Source organism: Nonomuraea soli, from assembly GCF_013761175.1.
In the GTDB taxonomy this organism is placed as follows: domain Bacteria; phylum Actinomycetota; class Actinomycetes; order Streptosporangiales; family Streptosporangiaceae; genus Nonomuraea; species Nonomuraea soli.
The window spans coordinates 154,585-173,069 of the sequence record NZ_JACDUR010000008.1 but is presented as its reverse complement, the minus strand read 5'-3'; the positions used below and the strand labels follow the sequence as shown (position 1 = coordinate 173,069).

Genomic DNA, 18,485 nt, shown 5'->3' with positions numbered 1-18,485 from the left:
AGCGGCGGCGGTCAGCGGGGGGAAAGGGCGCAGCGGGCCTCGTCGTGGCGGAGCCAGGCGAGTTCGGCGACCTCGGTGCCCAGCGGGGCGGTGACGAGGTCCGCGCCCGCGTGCAACAGGCGGTCGTGGAAGAACCCCGGCGCCAGCAGGTACGACGCGATGGCCGTCCCCGGCTTGACCGCCTGTGCGAGCGACGGGGCGCCGCCCGAGGCGAAGGCGGCGGTCACCGGGCGGCCGAGGAGCACGGCCAGGTGCTGGGCGGTGCCGCGCACGTCGGCCAGGGCGGCCGGGTCCGACGAGCCCGCGGCGCCCAGGACGATGTCGTGGTGGGCCCGCAGCCCAGCCTCGGTCAGGCGCCGGGCCAGGGCCTCGGCGAGGACGGGGTGGGGGCCGAGGTGGCGGGCGAGCACCGCGTCGGGGCGCACCCGCTCGACGACGGCGGGCAGGTCGATGTGCACGTGGTAGCCGCCTGCCAGGAGCAGCGGCACCACGGTGACCGGGCCGTCGGCCGCGTCGAGGACGTCGGCGAGCAGGGGGCGGCTGATTTCCAGGTAGGCGAGTTCGACGCGGTGGCCGGGGCGCTGGGCCCGCACCTCGTCGGCCAGGCGGGCGAGGGTGGCCTCACCGGCGGCGCTCCGGGTGCCGTGGGCGGCGAGGACCAGGGTGCCCTCGCCCGCGCCGTCCGGAGAGCCGTGGGCGGTCAGGGTGCCCTCCCCCGCGCCGTGCGGAGTGACGCGGGCGGTCAGGGTGGCCTCGCCGTCAGCCCCCCGGCCGCCGTGGGCGGGGCGCGCCAGGGTGCCCTCGCCTGCCGTACGCCGGAGCGGGGTGCCGTTCACAGGCCGTCCCTGTCGCATGCCAGCCGGTACCCCCGTTTGACGACCGTTTCGACGATGCCCGGTGCGCCGAGGGCGCGGCGCAGGCGGGTGATGGCCATCTCGACCGCGTGCTCGGCCGAGTCCCGGGTGTGGCTTCCCGGCAGCACGGTGCGCAACTCCCCCCGGTTGATGACATATCCGGGCTTGTCGGCCAGCCGCTTGAGCACCGCCATCGGCGCCGGCGGCAGCGGCCGCAGCTCCCCGTCGACCACGACCGCATGGCCCCTGATCTCCAGCGAGTGCCCGCCCGCGACGAGCCGGGTGACGCTGTGCTCGGGCAGGTGGCGGGCCAGGGTGCGGGCGAGCGCGCCGAGGCGGGAACGTTCTGGCTGGACGACGGGCACGCCGCGCGCCACCAGCGGCCCGGCGGTGACGGGCCCGACGCAGGCGGCCACGACGCCGCCGCCGAAGGCGGCCAGCAGCTGGTCCTCCAGCCCTTCGGCGCGGGCGGCGTTGAGCATCGCGATCACGGCCGGGGCGCTGGTGAAGGCCACGGCGTCGACGCCGCCGGAGATCGCCTGGCTGATCAGGCGCCGCAGCGGCGAGGGGTCGCGGTAGGGCAGCCACCGGTAGACGGGCACCTCGATGACGTACGCGCCCGCCGTACGCAGGGCGGTCACGAACTCGGTGAGCGGCTCGCCGTGGAGCTGGACGGCGATGCGGCGGCCGCGCAGATCCTGCTGGACGAGGTAGTCGTGGACCTCGGCGCACGACTCGGAGGGAGCGGTCCAGTGGTCGCCCAGTCCGGCGGCGCGCACGGCGCCGCGGGCCTTGGGGCCGCGCGACAGGATGCGCGCGTGGCCCAGGTGTTCGATGAGCTCGGTCGACAGGCCCCATCCTTCGGCTGCGGCGACCCAGCCGCGCAGCCCGACGCCGGTGGTGACCACGACGTCGTCGACGGGAGCTTCGAGGCATTCGCGGGTGGCGGCCAGCAGCTCGGCGTCTTCCGGCAGGGGGACCAGACGGATGGCGGGCGCGCTGACCACCCGGGCGCCGCGCCGTTCCAGCAGCGCGCCGAACTCTTCACGGCGCCGGGTCGCGGTCACGCCGACGGTGAAGCCGGACAGTGCGTCCGGCGCGGTCTCCAGCGGGGTCTGCAGCGGGGTCTCCGCCATCAGAGCACTCATGGAACTACCTTTCTGGGTGGTCACTAGGCGGCGATCTCGACCCGGCCGTCGCGGACCTGCACCGGGTAGGTCGGGACGACCACCTCCGGATCGTCGAAGCAGATCCCCGTGACCAGGGAGAAGACCTCTTTGTGCATGGGCGAGGCCACGGTGGGCTCGCCCATGCGGGTGCCGACGATGCCGCGTGAGAGCACGTTGGCGCCGCTGAAGGGGTCGAGGTTGCCGATGGCGTACACGGCGCCGTCGAAGTCGCGGAAGACGGCGATCTGCCGGCCGTCGACGAGGGCGCAGGCGCCCCGCTCGGGCAGCAGGTCGTCGAAGGCGCACACGGCAGTCCAGGTCAGGGTGCTCATGAACGAACCACCTCCAGGGGGATCAGGACGGGCTTGATCTGCTGGCGCTCGGTCTCGAAGGTGATGGACGGGTCGGGGACACCGGGCGCGTTGACGAAACTGGTGAAGCGGCGAAGCTTGTCGGGGTCGTCGAGAACGGCACGCCATTCGTCGAAATATCCGGCGACGTGGCGTTCCATCTGGGCTTCCAGCTCGGACGCCAGGCCCAGCGAGTCCTCGACGACGACCTGGCGCAGGTAGTCGAGGCCGCCGTCGAGCGACTCCAGCCAGGTCGAGGTGCGCTGCAGCCGGTCGGCGGTGCGGATGTAGAACATCAGGAAGCGGTCGATGATCCGGATGAGCTCGTCGGTGGGCACGTCGGAGACGAGCAGGTCGGCGTGGCGGGGCTTGAAGCCGCCGTTGCCCGCGACGTACAGGTTCCAGCCGTGCTCGGTGGCGATGATGCCGAAGTCCTTGGAGCGGGCCTCGGCGCATTCGCGGGCGCATCCGGAGACGGCCGACTTGAGCTTGTGCGGTGAGCGCAGGCCGCGATAGCGCTGCTCCAGGGCGATGGCCAGGCCCACGGAGTCCTGCACGCCGTAGCGGCACCAGGTGGAGCCGACGCACGACTTGACCGTGCGCAGCGCCTTGCCGTACGCGTGGCCCGACTCGAATCCGGCCTCGACCAGGCGGGCCCAGATCTGCGGCAGCTGTTCGACGCGGGCGCCGAACAGGTCGATGCGCTGCCCGCCAGTGATCTTCGTGTAGAGGCCGAAGTCGCGGGCGACCTCGCCGATGACGATGAGCTTGTCGGGTGTGATCTCGCCGCCGGGGATGCGCGGCACGACCGAGTAGGTGCCGTTCTTCTGGATGTTGGCCAGGAAGTGGTCGTTGGTGTCCTGGAGTGCGGCCAGCTCGCCGGTGAGCACGTGCTCGCCGTTGAGCGAGGCCAGGATCGAGGCGACGGCGGGCTTGCAGATGTCGCAGCCGCGCCCGGTGCCGACGGTGGAGACCAGTTCGGAGAAGGTGGAGATGCCGCGCACCCTGACGATGTCGAAGAGCTCGGCGCGGCTGTAGTCGAAGTGTTCGCACAGGGCCTTGCTGACCTCGACGCCCGACTTCTCCAGGAGCTGCTTGAGCATCGGGACGCAGGAGCCGCAGGTGGTGCCGGCGCGGGTGCACTTCTTGATCGACGGCACGTCGGTGAGGCCCTGCTCGGCGATCGCCTCGCGCACGGTGCCGGCGCAGATGTTGTTGCAGGAGCAGACCTGGGCGTCGTCGGGCAGGTCGAGCGAGAGCCCGCCGCCGGTGAACAGCAGGTCGGACGGCGAGGCGGGCAGCGGCTTGCCGACGAAACCCTTGAGCGAGGTGTACGGCGAGGCGTCGCCGACGCAGATGCCGCCCAGCAGCGTGGAGGCGTCGTCGGAGACGAACAGCCGCTTGTAGACGCCGGCCACGGGGTCCATGTAGGTGACGTCGAGCGCGCCTTCCATGGCGCCGAACTGGGCCACCTCGACGCCGAGGAGCTTCAGCTTGGTCGACAGGTCGGAGCCGCCGAAGGTGGAGGAGCCGCCCAGGATGCGGTCGGCGGCCACCTCGGCCATCGTGTTGCACGGGCCGACCAGGCCGTAGACCACGCCGCCGGCCAGGGCGCACTCGCCGATGGCGTAGATGGAGGGGTCGGAGGTGCGCATGCCGGCGTCGACGGCGATGCCGCCGCGCTCGCCCACCTCCAGGTCGGCGGCGCGGGCCAGCTCGTCGCGGGGCCGGATGCCGGCGGAGAAGACGACGACCTCGGCGGGGATGGCGCGCCCGTCGGCCAGCAGCACGGTGTCGGCCTCGATGCTCTGCAGCATGACGCCCGCGTGGACCTCCAGGCCGAGCGACTCGATGTGGCCCTTGAGGACGCTGCCGCCGCCCTCGTCGACCTGGCGCGGCATCAGCCACGGGGCGATCTCGACGATGCCGGTCTTGAGGCCGAGGCCGCGCAGCGCGTCGGCGGCCTCAAGGCCCAGCAGGCCGCCGCCGACGACGACGCCGTGCGTGGAGCCGAGCGAGGCTTCGCGGATGGCCTCCAGGTCGTCGATGGTGCGGTAGACGAAGGCCCGCCCGCGTCCCGGCACCGGCGGCACGAACGGCGCCGAGCCGGTGGCCAGGACCAGGGTGTCGTACGGCACGCGCTCGCCGTCAAGAGTGACCACCTCCCGGGCCTGGCGGTCGATCTCGGTCACGCGTGTCGACAGCCGCGTGGTGATCCCGGAGGGCACCGCGTACTCCAGCGAGGCGTCCTCGGTGAGGTAGGTGGTCAGCGCGACCCGGTCGTAGGCGGGCCTGGGCTCCTCGCCGATGACGGTGAGAGACCCGGCGAAGCCCCTGGACCGCATCGTTTCGATGAAGCGGTGAGCGGTGGGGCCATACCCAACGACGACAACCCTGCTCATGCCCTGCCCCTTGGCTCGCCCGCTCGCGGTCGCCGGCATGACCACGTCCTCGTTCCTGCGGTTGGTCATGCCGACACCCCTTCCTGCTCACAAAGCCAGCCGACGATCCCTTCGACCGCGGCCTTGCACGACCCGCATCCGGTGGTGGCGCGGGTGGCGGCGGCCACGCCCGCCACGTCGCGCGCTCCGGCCTCCCAGCAGGCCCGGATCTGGCCCTTGGTGACGTTGTTGCACTGGCAGACCTTGGCCGAGTCCGGCATCCGGACCGGGCTGTCGGCCGCGGCGGCCCCCGAGAGGCCGGGGAACAACAGCCCGGCCCGGTCGCCGGGGAGGGGGCCGCCGCGGTCGAACAGGTGGGTGAGCGTGCCGACGGCGTCGCTCTCCCCCAGGACGATCGCGCCGACCAGGCGCCCTTCCTTGATCACGAGCTTGCGGTAGGTGCCCTTGGCGCGGTGGCTGAAGCGCACGACCTCGGCGTGCTCCTCGGTTAGGTGCGTCTCGCCCATGGCGGCCAGTTCGACGCTGCGGGCCTTGAGGCGGGTGACCAGGCGGGAGCCGCGGTAGAGGGCCTTGCCACCGGCGATGACGGTGGCGGCGACCTCGGCCTGCTCCCAGGCGGGGGCGACGAGGCCGTAGACGGTGCCCGCGTGTTCCGCGCACTCGCCGATGGCGAAGATGGACGGGTCGTCGGTGCGCATCTCGTCGTCGACGACGACGCCCCGCCGTACCTCCAGGCCGGCGTCCTGGGCCAGGCGGGTCAGGGGGCGTACGCCGCAGGCCAGGACGGCCAGGTCGCCGGGGACGAACTCGCCGTCGGCGAGCCGTACACCGTCGTCGAGGACCTCGGCGACGTTGACGCCGGTGCGGACCTCGACGCCGAGGGCGGCCAGGGTCTCGCCGAGCACCAGCCCGGCCTCGGCGTCGAGCTGGCGTTCCATGAGGTGGCCGGCGAGGTGCAGCAGGGTGACGGGCAGGCCGCGCCCGGCCAGGCCGCGGGCGGCCTCGATGCCGAGCAGGCCGCCGCCGACGACCACGGCGCGCGAGGCGCCGGTGGAGCGGGCGAGGATCTGCTGGCAGTCGTCGAGGGTGCGGAAGCTGATCGCGCGCTCGACGCCCGGGATCGGCGGGACGACGGCCTCGCTGCCGGTGGCCAGCACGAGGATGTCGTACGGCACGCGTTCGCCGGAGGCGGCGATCACCGCCCTGGTCTCGCGGTCGATGTGGTGCACCTGGGTGCCGAGCAGGGCCTGGACGCCGTGCTCGCCGTACCAGGAGGGGTCGAGGAGGCGGACCTGGTCGGGGCCGTAGCCTCCGGCCAGGACGTTCGACAGCAGCACCCGGTTGTAGGGCTGCCAGGCTTCCTCGCCCATGACGGTGACGCGGAAGTCCTTGGTCCGGTCGGTCAGCTCGGTGACGAAGCGGGACCCGGCCATCCCGTTCCCGACGACAACGATTCTCATGCGACGCGCTCCAGTCGGACGGCGCACACCTTGAACTCCGGCATGCGCGAGGTGGGATCCAGGGCCGGATTGGTCAGCCGGTTGGCGCCCTCCCAGTGGAAGGGCATGAACACGGTGTCGGGACGGATCGTGTCGCTGACGCGCGCCACTGTTTCGGTGCTGCCGCGGCGGCTGGTCACGCGGACCTGGTCGCCGGAGCTGATCTCCAGGTGCTCGGCCAGAGCGGGGTGGATCTCGACGAAGGTCTCGGGGGCCGCCTCGACGAGCGGGGCGATCCTGCGGGTCTGGGCGCCGCTCTGGTAGTGCGCCAGCACGCGGCCGGTGGTGAGGTAGACGGGGTAGTCGTCGTCCGCCTCCTCGGCCGGCGGCCGGTGCTCGACGGCGACGAAGCGGGCGCGGCCGTCGGGGTGGGCGAAGCGGTCGAGGAAGGGCCGGGGCGTGCCCGGGTGGTCCTCGGAGGGGCAGGGCCAGAAGACGCCGGTCTCGTCGGCGATGCGCTCGTAGGTGATGCCGGAGTAGTCGGCGCTTCCTCCGGCGCTGGCGCGGCGCAGCTCGTCGAAGACCTCGCGGGGTTCGGTGGCGAACTTGTGGTCGCCCAGCCTGGCGGCGAGCTCGGCGAGGACGAAGAGGTCGGACCGCACGCCGTTGGGCGGTTCGACGGCCTGGCGGCGCAGGAGCACGCGCCCTTCGAGGTTGGTCATGGTGCCGCTCTCCTCGGCCCACTGCGTTGTGGGGAGCACGACGTCGGCCAGCTCGGCGGTCTCCGACCGCACGAAGTCCGCCACGACCAGGAAGTCCAGTGATCGGAGCCGCTCGGCGACCGCCAGGGAGGCGGGCGCGGAGACGACGGGGTTGGATCCGAACAGCAGCAGCGAGCGCGGGCCATCCGCGGTGCCGAGGGCGGCCAGGAGCTCGTAGGCGCTGCGGCCGGGACCTGGCAGCGTGCCGGGGTCGACGCCCCAGACGCCGGCGACGTGGGCGCGGGCGGCGGGGTCGTCGATCTTGCGGTAGCCGGGCAGCTGGTCGGCCTTCTGCCCGTGCTCGCGGCCGCCCTGGCCGTTGCCCTGGCCGGTGAGGCAGCCGTAGCCGGAGCCCTCGCGGCCGGGCAGGCCGAGGGCCAGCGCCAGGTTGATGAAGGAGGTGACGGTGTCGGTGCCCTTGGCGTGCTGCTCGGCGCCGCGGCCGGTCAGGATGATCGCCCTGTCGGCCTTGGCCAGGGCGAAGGCGGCCTGGCGCATGCGGGCCACGGGCACGCCGGTGATACGTTCCACACGCTCGGGCCACCAGGCGGCCGCGGAGGTCTTGACGGCGTCGAAGCCGTTGGTGCGCCGGGCGACGTAGTCGTCGTCGACCAGGCCTTCGGCGATGGCCAGGTGGAGCAGGCCGAGGGCCAGGGCCAGGTCGGTGCCGGGAGCGGGCTGCAGGTGCAGCCAGGCGAGCTTGGCGGTCGCCGTGCGGCGGGGGTCGATGACGATCAGGCGCGGCAGGTGGCGGACGAACGGCGGCATGGTCTCGGCCACGTTCGCCCCCGCCAGCATCACGACGTCGGCGGAGGCCAGGTCGGTGATCGGGAACGGCATGCCGCGGTCCATGCCGAAGGCGCGGATGGAGGCGGCCGCCGCCGACGACATGCAGAAGCGGCCGTTGTAGTCGATCTGGCTGGTGCCCAGGGCGACGCGGGCGAACTTACCCAGCGTGTAGGCCTTCTCGTTGGTCAGGCCGCCGCCGCCGAAGACGCCGACGGAGTCGGGGCCGTGCTCGCGCCGCAGCTCGGCCAGGCGGGAGGCGATGTGGTCGAGCGCCTCGTCCCACGTGGCGGGCTTGCCGTACAGCAGCGGGGTGGTCAGCCGGTCGGGGTGGGAGAGCAGCTCGCCGGACGTCCAGCCCTTCTGGCACAGCGCACCGCCCGCGTTGGCCGGTATGTCGGTCCGCGGTTCGATCACGACCGGCGTGCCGGCCGTGACGGTCATTCCGCATTGCAGGGCGCAATACGGGCAGTGCGTTCTCACGACGTCGATCGTGCTTTGGTGCGATTTCACACCTGGGTCCCTTCTGTTACCGGCGTGCTAACAGGCCTTCACGTCCGGTGGTGAGAATTCACACCCGGGCGTGGGCCAGGCTCGGGACACGGGCGACGCCGACCGTGCGGGTGTAGCACCACCAGGTGGTGGCGAAGCAGGCCACGTAGAACAGGCCGAAGGCGAGGAAGGCCGAGGCCGGGCTGCCGGTGGCGGCGAAGCTCATGCCGAAGGCGCGGTTGATGAGGAATCCGCCGAAGGCGCCGACCGCCGAGATGATGCCGATCGCCGCGGAGGCCTGGCGCTTGCCGTACTCCGCGCTCCTGCCCGCCGCCAGCGCGAGCGTCTGGAAGATGGCCGGGATCATCCGGTAGGTGGAGCCGTTGCCGATGCCGGCCGTCAGGAAGAGCAGCTGGAAGGCGAGGAAGAACAGCCAGAAGTTGCCCGAGCCGGTGGTCGCCCAGACCAGCACGACGCCGACGCCCATGGCGGCGAAGTTCCACAACGTCACGCGGCCGCCGCCGAGCCGGTCGGACAACCAGCCGCCGACGGGGCGGATCAGCGAGCCGATGAGCGGCCCCGCGAAGGCCACCCAGGTCGGGAAGCCCGGGAACAGGCTCTTGGCCAGCAGCGGGAAGGCCGTGGAGTAGCCGATGAACGAGCCGAAGGTGCCGATGTAGAGGAACGACATGATCCAGGTCTGGCCGCTCCTGGTCGACTGGAGCAGTTCGCGCGGCGAGGCCTTGGCGGTGGTCAGGTTGTCCATGAAGAACCAGGCGCAGGCCGCCGCGACGATGGCCAGGGGGATCCAGAACCAGCCCGCCGCCGCCAGGCCCAGGCCGCCGATCACCAGCGGCATGATGATCTGCACGGTGCTGACGCCGATGTTGCCGCCCGCCGCGTTCAGCCCGAGGGCCGAGCCCTGCTTGGACTGCGGGTAGAAGTAGGTGATGTTGGCCATGCTGGAGGCGAAGTTGCCGCCGCCGACACCGGCGGTCGCGGCGATCACCAGGAAGAGCCAGAACGGCGTGGCCGGGTTGTTGACCGCGATGCCGAGCCCGATGGCCGGGACGATCAGCATGAGCGCGCTGAAGACGGTGAAGTTGCGCCCGCCGAACCGCGCCGGGCCGAAGGTGTAGGGGATGCGCAGCGCCGAGCCGATGAGGTTCGGCAGCGCGGTCAGCCAGAACAGCTGGTCGGTGGTGAACTCGTAGCCGCCCAGCCGGGTCGCCACGACGCTCCACACCGTCCAGACCGTGAAGCCGAGGTGTTCGGCCAGGATGGAGAAGACCAGGTTGCGCCTGGCCACCCGCTTGCCCTTGCTCTCCCAGAAGGCCGCCTCGTCGGGGCGCCAGTCGGTGATCCATCGCGTCATGGGCCAGAAGGTAGGTATCGCCCGTTACGCACTTCGGCGCGGACTCACTGTGCGGCAGTAACTTCACGCTCATCCGCGCAACACGCCGTTAACAGGTTTGTGCGGTTGATCTCCGCCGGCTGCGGGCATCCTGGTCGGAGACGTCGCGACGCATCGGGGAGTTGCGTGTGCCTATCTGTGCCATTGACGATCCTGCCCTCCGAACGATGGCAGAACCCGTGACCGTGTTCGACAAGCAGCTGAGACAGCTGGTCAAATCCCTCACCCTCACCATGCGCTCGGCCGTCGGCGGAGCCGGGCTGGCCGCGCCCCAGCTCGGGGTGCCGCTGCGGGTGCTGGTCTACAACTACGACGGCCGCGCGGGCCACCTGGTCAACCCGCGGCTGGAGTTGTCGGAGCGCACGATCGTGGCCGACGAGGCGTGCCTGTCGGCGCCCGGCCAGTGGCGCGCTTTGGAACGTGCCTTCGCGGTGACCGCACGCGGCCGCGACATGAGCGGCAAGCCCGTCACGGTCAAGGCGATCGGCATGCTCGCCCGCATCCTGCAGCACGAGGTGGACCACCTCGACGGGGTGGTCATCCCGCTATGATGTGAGCAGCGCGCACCAGGGCGCCCCTCGTCCGCGGCAAGCACCGAGTGCACCTGGATTCTTCGCCGTTCTTCGTGTCATGCCTCGGCATCAGCGGACGCGAGGCTGACCGGAGGTCGACCATGACGCGCACCCTGCCCTCACTCGACAGTCTCAAGGCCCAGGCCAAGCAGTTGCGGCGGGCCGTGGCCAAGGGCAACCCCGCGGCGCTGGCCCGCGCGGGCGCGGCGGCCGAGGGCTTCACGCTGCGCGAGGCGCAGCTGGTCCTGGCCAGGGAGTACGGCTACGCGGGCTGGCACGAGCTGGTCTCCGCGGCGGGCGACAAGATGATCGCCGAACGCGATCTGCACCGGTGGTTCGCCGTGGAGCTCAACAACGACACCTGGGACCAGATCGAGCAGGACCTGTCGCCCGGCAGCACCCCCGCCGAGCGCGAGCGGGCGCTCTACGGCGCGTACGCGGCGGCGCTGCACTGGCTGGAGGTGGGCGACGAGGCCAACCACGCGCGGGCCGAGCATCTCATCAGCGCCACCGCGGTCGCCGTCGGGCTGCCCGACGTGGCGCTGCGGCACGCGCGGCGCTGCGCGCAGCTGGTGCGGGAGCATCCGGAGGCGATGGCCGACTGGGACCACGCCTTCGCCGCGGAGGGGCTGGCCAGGGCGTGCGCGGCGGCGGGGCTGACGCGGGAGGCGGCCGGGCACCTGGCGCGGGCGCGCTCCCTGACCGCGGCCCTCGCCGGGGCGGGCGACCGCGACGTGCTGGAGCGGCGCCTGGCGGCGGAGCCGTGGTTCGGGCTCGGCTGAGTCGGCCGACCTTGAGGGCTTGGCTGAACGGGCCGGGTTGAGGGCCCGGTTGAACGGGCCGGGTTGAGAGCCCGGTTGAGCTGGCCTGGTTGAGCTGGCCCGGTTTGGTCAGGCGGCGTGGCGGATGGTGTGGTGTTTGTGGGCGGTGCGGCGTTCGTCGGGTTCAAGCCCGCCCCAGACACCGTGCTGCTGCCCGGTGTCGAGCGCGTAGGTCAGGCACGCCTGCCGTACGGGGCAGGAGCCGCAGACGGCTTTGGCGCGGTCGACCTGCGCGCGGCTGAGGCCGACGAACGAGATCGGAAAGAACAGGTCGGGGTCGTGGTCCAGGCACGCGGCCCGGCGGACCCAGTCGATGATGACGGCCATGACGCTTCCGTAGACGAAGATGCGGTCGGCGCGCGCCTACCCGCGGCGCGCGCCTTCACACCACCACGTTCACCATCTGCTCCAGGCGGCCACCTGGGCGGGGTGCAGCGCTCCCCCGGCGACCAGCTGGTTGAGCCGCTCGACCGGCTCCAGCTCCATGATCTGGTCCACGGCCTCGGTGAGGTCGGTGGCCGTCTGGTCGGGCGCGGCCGGCGGGCGTCCGCTGCGCGGGTCGGGAACGAGAACGTTGCGCACGGTTGCGGACCTCCTGGCCTGCGAGATGAGGATGCTGCGGGCGCCCGCCGCCTTGGCGGCCTGCGAGTCGCCTCCTTCGTCGCCCACGATGACGCAGTCGAGCGGGCTGATATCCATGATCGCCGCCGCCCTGATGATGAGCCCCGGCCGCGGCTTGCGGCAGGAACACGAGTCGGCCACGTCGTGCACACAGATCGCCCAGGCGTCGAAAGGCCCGAGCAGTTCCTCCACCCGGGCGTTGACCTGGTGCAACTCGTCGGCCGACACCTCGCCGGTCGACACCCCCGGCTCGCTGGCCAGCACGGCGATCATCACTCCCGCGCGCCGCAACCGGCTCAACGCGTCGGCGGCGCCCGGCACCGGGTTCACCTGTTCGGGATCGGCGATGCGCGGCACGTCGCGGATCAACGCTCCGTCGCGCTCGAAGAGCACGGCGGCAGGACGGCGGCTCATTGACATCTCACACCTCCAGGAAGTGCGTGGCGACTACCCGAGGTCAGCCCCGGTAAACCGGGGCCTGACCGGGGAGCTCAGGGGCATGAGAATCGCGCTCGTCTCCGAGCACGCCGACCCTCTCGCCGTCATCGGCGGAGTGGACGCCGGCGGGCAGAACGTCTACGTCGGCGCACTCGCCTGCGCGCTGGCCGGGCGGGGTCACGAGGTCGTGGTCCACACCCGCCGCACCTCCCCCGGCCAGCCCCAGCGGGTGGCCATGGCGCCCGGTGTTCAGGTCGAGTACGTCACCGCGGGACCGGCCGTCCCCCTGTCCAAGGACGACCTCCCGCCCTACATGCCGCAGTTCGCCCGCGAGCTGGAACGCCGCTGGCGCCGGCTGCGGCCCGACGTGGTGCACGCCCACTTCTGGATGAGCGGCCAGGCGGCGCTGCGTGCCGCGCGCGGCGTGCCGGTCGTGCAGACCTTCCACGCCCTGGGCACCGTCAAGCGGCGCTGGCAGGGCTCCTCCGACACCAGCCCCGAGCACCGGCAGGCCACCGAGCGTGAGGTCGGCCGCACCGCCGACGCCGTCGTGGCGACCTGCACCGACGAGGTGGCCGAGCTACGGGCGATGGGCGTGCCGGGCAGGCGCCTGTCGATCGTGCCGTGCGGGGTGGACCTCGACCTGTTCCGGCCTTCGGAGCGGGAACGCCCGGTGCCCGGCCGCATCCTCAGCATCGGGCGGCTGGTGCCGCGCAAGGGCGTCGACACCATCGTGCGCGCCCTGCGCGACGTGCCCGGCGCGTCGCTCGTCGTCGCGGGCGGCACCCACGACGACCCCGAGGCCGTACGGCTGCGCGAACTGGCCAGGGCGTACGGCCTGGACAAGCGGGTCGAGGTGATGGGCAGCGTGCCGCGGCACCTGGTGCCCACGCTGATGCGCTCGGCGCAGGCGGTCGTGTCGGTGCCCTGGTACGAGCCCTTCGGCATCGTGTCCGTCGAGGCGATGGCGTGCGGGGTGCCCGTCGTCGCCTCGGCGGTGGGTGGTCACCTGGACACGGTGGCGGGCTGCGGGCTGCTGGTCCCGCCCCGGCGCCCCAAGGCCCTGGCCAGGGCGCTGCGCCAGGTGCTCGGCGACGGGGAACTGGCCGCCGAGCTGGGGCGCGCGGGCGCGCGCCGCGCCGCCGAGCGGTTCGGCTGGGCGTCGGTGGCGGAACGGATGGAGCAGGTGTACGAGCAGGTGGTGCACGGACGGCTCACACCGCTGCTGGCGTACGGGCCCTGACCGGCCGCTAGAGTGCGACGCCGAGGAGGGCGTCGGCCGTGTGGCGGACCAGGTCGGTGGGGTGCTCGCCGCCGCCCGACAGGGCACGCTCGGCCCACTCGTCGACCGCCGCGAGCGCGCCCGGCGCGTCGAGGTCGTCGGCCAGCCGTTCGCGGACCGTGGCCAGCAGCTGCGAGGCGTCGGGGCCGCGCTCCCCCGCGACGGCGGCGCGCCAGACGGCCAGGCGCTGCTCGGCCGCGGCGAGCTGGTCGGGGGTGTACTCCCAGTCGGTGCGGTAGTGGTGGGCCAGCAGGACCAGGCGCACCGCCATCGGGTCGTGCTCGGCGCGCAGGCGCGAGACGAAGACCAGGTTGCCCTTGGACTTCGACATCTTCTCGCCGTCGAGGGCGACCATGCCGGCGTGGGTGTAGAAGCGGGCGAAGGGCCAGTCGCCGGTGGCGGCGTGGCCTTCGGAGGCGCCGCACTCGTGGTGCGGGAAGATCAGGTCGGAGCCGCCCCCGGCGACGTCGAAGCCGCCCCCGATGGTGTTCAGGGCGATGGCGGTGCACTCGATGTGCCAGCCGGGCCTGCCGCGGCCGAGCGGGCTGTCCCAGGCGGGCTCACCCGGGCGTTCGGCGCGCCACAGCAGCCAGTCGAGCTTGTCGCGCTTGCCGGGACGGCCGGGGTCGCCGCCGCGCTCGGCCGACAGCGCCAGCATCTCGGCCTCGGAGTAGCCGGACACCTCGCCGAACTTGGGCGCGTCGGCGCGGCTGAAGTAGACGTCGCCGTCGAGGGTGTAGGTGAGCGGGCCCAGCCGCTCGACCAGCTCGACGACCTGGTCGATGACCTCGGTGACGCCCACGTAGTCGCGCGGCGGGAGCATGCGCAGGGCGACCATGTCGGAGCGGAACAGCTCGATCTCGCGCTCGGCCAGCTCGCGCCAGTCCTGGCCGGTCTGCTCGGCACGTTCCAGCAGCGGGTCGTCGACGTCGGTGGCGTTCTGCGTGTAGTGCACCGCGTGGCCGTTGTCGCGCCAGACGCGGCCGACCAGGTCGAAGGCGAGGTAGGTGTTGGCGTGGCCCAGATGGGTGGCGTCGTAGGGGGTGATGCCGCACACGTACATCCGCGCCGTGGGGCCGGGGTCGGTCTTCCGGACCTGGTGGGTCGCGGTGTCGAAGAGCCGGAGCGGTACGGCGGCGCCGGGCAGGCTAGGGATGTGCGGAGCGGACCACGATCTCATGCTTTGAGCCTATCTGCCCTGACAGATCGCTGAACTCGTAGGCCCTGGGGGTGATCAGGGTGACCGAGAGGGTGGCGAAGACGCGGCCGTCGGGGAGGGGATGGCGCAGGATGAGGGCGTCGGCGGCGCTGGAGGGCTCCAGGCCGGTGAGCGGCCACCAGTCGTCGCCCGCGGCCCGGAAGCGGGGCAGGTGGGTGCGGACCCGGGGACTGTCGGGGTCGAGCCCGGAATTGACGATCATGGCGGTGTCGCCGGGCAGGGTGGTGACGGCCAGGTCGGCGCCGTTCCACGACCACAGGCGGGAGGCCGTCAGGTCGGTGACGACCAGGTGGAACGGGTCGTAGCGGGTCAGGTCGACGTCGGGCAGCTCGCCGGCGACCACGGCGCGCAGGGGCAGGTCGCCCCGGGAGACGCGCACGGTGTCGGGGGCGGGCACGCCGTGGTTGTTGAGCAGGGCGGCGACCCGCCAGGAGGCCCCGTGGGGAAGGACGGCCAGCCAGGTGCCGCCCGCTTTGAGGTCGCGGCCGCCGAGCACGCCGGGGTACTGCTCGGGCCAGTGCTCGCCCGGCCCCTCCCAGGGCCGGTCGGCGAGTTCGTCGCGGATCCCCATGAGGAGACCCGGCTTGATGATCACAGTGCACATGCGCGTAATCCTTGAGCTCGGCCAGGCGATGCCCAGGTGGAACGGGGTGAAGGGGACGGCTCAGATGGGCGGCCAGGGAACGGCCGGCCAGTCCTTGGAGGGGTAGGGGTGCAGCCCGGTGTCGAGCAGGCGCCTGACCCGCAGCCAGGTGGCCTCGACCTCGGCCAGCGTGAGCAGCTCGCGCAGGCGGCGTCCCAGGCCGCCGGATTCGAGGTCGCGCTCGAGCGCCGCGAGGGTCTCCAGCGCCTCCCTGGTCAGGGCCTTGCCGCGCCACTGCCACAACACGGTGCGCAGTTTGTCTTCCACGGCGAAGCAGACGCCGTGGTCGACGCCGTAGACGTGCCCGTCGGGCTGGGGCAGCAGGTGGCCGCCCTTGCGGTCGGCGTTGTTGACGACGGCGTCGAAGACGGCCATGCGGCGCAGCGCCGGATGGCGGCTGCGCACCAGCGCCATCAGGTCGGTCTCCTCTTCCGTGTCGATCCACAGCTGGCACATGCCGGGGCCGAACGGGCCTTCGCGGTGGACGGTGGGCGGCACGATGCGCCAGCCGATGGCGCGGGAGACCTCGAAGGCTGCGACCTCGCGGGCGGCCAGGGTGCCGTCGGGGAAGTCCCACAGCGGCCGTTCGCCGCGTACGGGCTTGTAGACGCAGGCGGCCGTGGTGGCGCCCAGCGTGATGGAGCAGTAGAGCGTCATGTTGGTGGCTTCGACCAGGCGGCCGACGACTTCCATGCGTCCGTGCGTGAGGAGTTCGAGCGTCTCGGAATCGGGCAGCCCGGACAGGGTCGGCGGCGGGCTGAGTGCGGGCTCGCTCTCCGGCGCGCTGCTCACCTGCCACCCCCCTTCCCGTGAACCGTCGTGATCCCAGCAAACCACGACATCGGCGGAGCCTTCGAGATGTCCGTGACCTCCTCTCCCGAGAGCACGACGATCATGAGGCCACCTCACCTCCGCGGTAGCCGTTCAGCCTCACGCAGACGTGTCCTTCGGCGTCGAGCGGCTGGGCGCAGAGCGGGCACGGCGGGCGTCCGGCGGCGACGAGGTCGAGGGCACGCCGGGTGAACGCGCGGGCGACGCCGGGGCTGATGCGCACCCGGAGCACCTCGCGGTCGGAGAAGACGTCGGGGTCGTCTCCGAGGTCGTCCTCGCCGGGGACCAGCTCGCGCGCCTCGATGATCACCTGGGCGGAGTTCTCGTCCCAGGCCAGCGACATCGTGCCGACCCGGAAGTCCTCCTCGATCGGCTGTTCGAGCGGGCCGTTGTCGAGGAGGTCGGCGGGGGCCATCGCGGGCACCGGCGCGGTGCCGCCCGACAGGCGCAGCACCTCGTCGAGCATCTCGTCGAGCCTGCCCGCCAGGGCTGCCACCTGCAGCTTCTCCAGCGCTACCGTCGTCAGTCTGCCCTCTCCTCTGGCCTGCAGGAAGAACGCTCGCGAGCCCGGCTGCCCCACGGCACCGGCCACGAACCGCTCGGGTTGGTCGTAGTCGAACACCGGCATAGCCTGACCTTACGTGGTTCCCGATCCGCCCCCGACGGCGGCATCGCTCCCGGAGAGGTTTTCTCCCCCGTCTTTCTCCTCCGAACCCTCGGGAAGCCGCAATTCCCCCATGTCGTTAAGTTTGAGGACAAAGGGGCGCATGGGGGTGTAGCGAATCACCGTCAAGGCCGCCGGATCTGCCGCAATGCGCTGAAAACCATCCAGGTGCAGGCCGAGCGCGTCGGCCACGATCGACTTGATCACGTCGCCGTGGCTGCAGACGAGGTAGACACCCTTCTCCCCGATCCGCTCGTTCCACTCGCGCACCGCGCGCACCGCGCGCGCCTGCATGCCGGGGATCGACTCGCCGCCGGGGAAGGTCACCGCGCTCGGGTGGGCCTGCACGACCCCCCAGAGCGGCTCCTTGGCCAGTTCCTTCAGCTCCCGCCCGGTCCAGTCGCCGTAGCCGCACTCCACGAACCGCTCGTCGGTCTCGAGGGTGAGCCCGCGTCCTTCTGCGACGGCGGCGGCCGTCTCCTGGCAGCGCTCCAGCGGGCTGGAGACGATGGCGTCCAGCCGTACGGAACGGATGCGCCCGGCCAGCGCGGCGGCCTGGGCCTGCCCCGCCTGGCTCAGGTGCACCCCGGGCATCCGCCCGGCCAGCACCGGCCCCGTCAGATCGGTCAGCCCATGGCGGGCCAGCAGCAATGTCGTCACACGGCAAAGTATGGCCAGCCGAGGAGGCTGGTGGCGTAATCTAGCCGGATCATGGAACAGCGTTATGTCGGCCGCAGCGGCCTGTCGGTGTCCCGGCTCGGACTGGGCACCATGACCTGGGGGCGGGACACCGATCCGGACGAGGCCGGAGCGCAGCTGCGCACGTTCGTGGAGGCCGGCGGCACGCTGGTCGACACGGCCGACGTCTACACGGGAGGCGACGCAGAGCGGCTGCTCGGGCAACTGCTGCGCGACGCGGTGCCGCGCAGCGAGATCGTGGTGTCGACCAAGGCCGTGGTGACCCCCAGCGGGCGGCGCCAGCGCGACGCCTCCCGCCGCCACCTGCTGGCCGCCGCCGACGCGTCGCTGGCCAGGCTCGGGGTCGACTACGTGGACCTGTGGCAGCTGCACACCTACGACGCCGAGGTGCCGCTGGAGGAGACCCTCGCCGCGGTCGACGCGATCGTCGACTCGGGGCGGGCGGTGTACGCCGGGGTGTGCGACTACGCCGGATGGCAGCTGGCCGCCGCGGCCACCGCCCAGCGCGCCGTGCCCGGCCGTACCCCGATCACCTCGGCCCAGGTGGAGTACTCCCTGCTGGCCCGGGAGGTGGAGCGCGAGGTGCTGCCGGCCGCCGAGCACGTCGGCGCGGGCGTGCTGGCCTGGTCGCCGCTGGGCCGCGGCGTGCTGACCGGCAAGTACCGCACCGGCATCCCCGCCGACTCGCGGGCGGCGACGCCGCATTTCGTCGACTTCGTCCGGCCCTACCTCGACGAGCGCTCCCGCCGGGTGGTGGAGTCGGTCATGACGGCCGCCGACGGGCTGGGCCGCTCGCCGCTGGCGGTGGCGTTGTCGTGGGTGCGCGACCAGCCGGGTGTCTCCTCGGCGATCGTGGGCGCCCGCACCCACGCCCAGCTGGCCGCCATCCTGCAGGCGGAGGATCTGGAGTTGCCCAGGGAGATCCGCGAGGCCCTCGACGACGTCTCGTCCTTCTAGAACGAGAGTCCCGCTCGCGTATCACTAGTCGATACCGAATCGCAACTTTCCGCGGGTAGCGACTGGCTTGT

Annotated in this window: 18 protein-coding genes; 4 read left to right on the top strand and 14 right to left on the bottom strand. The window is 72.3% G+C overall.

Annotated features, from left to right (window positions below; translation table 11 throughout):
* Positions 1-11: 11 nt before the first annotated feature.
* From HNR30_RS37035 to HNR30_RS37005, 7 genes are all read right to left on the bottom strand, one after another.
* Positions 12-836: a sirohydrochlorin chelatase gene (locus HNR30_RS37035; protein ID WP_312894912.1), complete on the bottom strand. Its 825-nt coding sequence runs from the start codon at positions 834-836 to the stop codon at positions 12-14.
* Positions 833-2,002 (bottom strand): uroporphyrinogen-III synthase, encoded by a 1,170-nt coding sequence (locus tag HNR30_RS37030; protein ID WP_181614804.1) that lies wholly within the window; start codon positions 2,000-2,002, stop codon positions 833-835. Before HNR30_RS37030 ends, HNR30_RS37035 begins: the two co-directional genes overlap by 4 nt.
* 23 nt (positions 2,003-2,025) lie before the next feature.
* Positions 2,026-2,355, bottom strand: coding sequence for a nitrite reductase small subunit NirD (gene nirD, locus HNR30_RS37025; protein ID WP_181614803.1), 330 nt, complete (start codon positions 2,353-2,355; stop codon positions 2,026-2,028).
* Complete coding sequence (gene nirB, locus HNR30_RS37020) at positions 2,352-4,775, bottom strand: nitrite reductase large subunit NirB (protein ID WP_181615191.1); 2,424 nt, start codon at positions 4,773-4,775, stop codon at positions 2,352-2,354. Before nirB ends, nirD begins: the two co-directional genes overlap by 4 nt.
* Positions 4,776-4,840: 65 nt before the next feature.
* Complete coding sequence (locus tag HNR30_RS37015; RefSeq protein WP_181614802.1) at positions 4,841-6,235, bottom strand: FAD-dependent oxidoreductase; 1,395 nt, start codon at positions 6,233-6,235, stop codon at positions 4,841-4,843.
* Complete coding sequence (locus HNR30_RS37010; protein WP_181614801.1) at positions 6,232-8,274, bottom strand: molybdopterin oxidoreductase family protein; 2,043 nt, start codon at positions 8,272-8,274, stop codon at positions 6,232-6,234. Before HNR30_RS37010 ends, HNR30_RS37015 begins: the two co-directional genes overlap by 4 nt.
* A gap of 58 nt (positions 8,275-8,332) precedes the next feature.
* Positions 8,333-9,628: an MFS transporter gene (locus tag HNR30_RS37005; protein ID WP_181614800.1), complete on the bottom strand. Its 1,296-nt coding sequence runs from the start codon at positions 9,626-9,628 to the stop codon at positions 8,333-8,335.
* 167 nt (positions 9,629-9,795) lie between these two features.
* Here HNR30_RS37005 and HNR30_RS37000 point away from each other — a divergent pair, with 167 nt between their 5' ends.
* Together HNR30_RS37000 and HNR30_RS36995 are read left to right on the top strand one after the other, a co-directional pair.
* Positions 9,796-10,218, top strand: coding sequence for a peptide deformylase (locus HNR30_RS37000; protein ID WP_312894911.1), 423 nt, complete (start codon positions 9,796-9,798; stop codon positions 10,216-10,218).
* Between the two features lie 122 nt (positions 10,219-10,340).
* On the top strand, positions 10,341-11,021 hold the full coding sequence (locus HNR30_RS36995; RefSeq protein WP_181614798.1) for a hypothetical protein: 681 nt from the start codon (positions 10,341-10,343) through the stop codon (positions 11,019-11,021).
* A gap of 108 nt (positions 11,022-11,129) precedes the next feature.
* Here HNR30_RS36995 and HNR30_RS36990 read toward each other — a convergent pair whose 3' ends face one another.
* Positions 11,130-11,387, bottom strand: a complete 258-nt coding sequence (locus tag HNR30_RS36990) for a WhiB family transcriptional regulator (protein ID WP_220134434.1) — start codon at positions 11,385-11,387, stop codon at positions 11,130-11,132.
* A gap of 69 nt (positions 11,388-11,456) precedes the next feature.
* The gene (locus tag HNR30_RS36985) at positions 11,457-12,095 is read right to left on the bottom strand and encodes an HAD-IIIA family hydrolase (RefSeq protein WP_220134433.1); all 639 of its coding nucleotides are present in this window, start codon (positions 12,093-12,095) and stop codon (positions 11,457-11,459) included.
* A gap of 85 nt (positions 12,096-12,180) precedes the next feature.
* Between HNR30_RS36985 and HNR30_RS36980 the strand changes: the two genes are divergently transcribed.
* Positions 12,181-13,362: a glycosyltransferase gene (locus tag HNR30_RS36980; protein ID WP_181614797.1), complete on the top strand. Its 1,182-nt coding sequence runs from the start codon at positions 12,181-12,183 to the stop codon at positions 13,360-13,362.
* A 7-nt stretch (positions 13,363-13,369) separates the two neighbouring features.
* On the opposite strand, the gene mshC is transcribed toward HNR30_RS36980, so the two are convergent.
* The 5 genes from mshC to HNR30_RS36955 all read right to left on the bottom strand — a co-directional run bounded on the left by mshC (position 13,370) and on the right by HNR30_RS36955 (position 17,418).
* Positions 13,370-14,581, bottom strand: a complete 1,212-nt coding sequence (gene mshC / locus HNR30_RS36975) for a cysteine--1-D-myo-inosityl 2-amino-2-deoxy-alpha-D-glucopyranoside ligase (RefSeq protein WP_181614796.1) — start codon at positions 14,579-14,581, stop codon at positions 13,370-13,372.
* A complete protein-coding gene (locus HNR30_RS36970; protein WP_181614795.1) occupies positions 14,550-15,224 on the bottom strand; it encodes an NRDE family protein in 675 nt (224 codons plus the stop codon). Before HNR30_RS36970 ends, mshC begins: the two co-directional genes overlap by 32 nt.
* 60 nt (positions 15,225-15,284) lie before the next feature.
* The gene (locus tag HNR30_RS36965; protein WP_312894910.1) at positions 15,285-16,055 is read right to left on the bottom strand and encodes an Rv2133c family protein; all 771 of its coding nucleotides are present in this window, start codon (positions 16,053-16,055) and stop codon (positions 15,285-15,287) included.
* A 100-nt stretch (positions 16,056-16,155) separates the two neighbouring features.
* Complete coding sequence (locus HNR30_RS36960; protein ID WP_181614794.1) at positions 16,156-16,722, bottom strand: Rv2134c family protein; 567 nt, start codon at positions 16,720-16,722, stop codon at positions 16,156-16,158.
* 9 nt (positions 16,723-16,731) lie between these two features.
* A complete protein-coding gene (locus HNR30_RS36955; RefSeq protein WP_181614793.1) occupies positions 16,732-17,418 on the bottom strand; it encodes an Rv2135c family putative phosphatase in 687 nt (228 codons plus the stop codon).
* 51 nt (positions 17,419-17,469) lie between these two features.
* Between HNR30_RS36955 and HNR30_RS36950 the strand changes: the two genes are divergently transcribed.
* Positions 17,470-18,414, top strand: a complete 945-nt coding sequence (locus HNR30_RS36950) for an aldo/keto reductase (protein ID WP_181614792.1) — start codon at positions 17,470-17,472, stop codon at positions 18,412-18,414.
* Positions 18,415-18,485 lie beyond the last annotated feature (71 nt).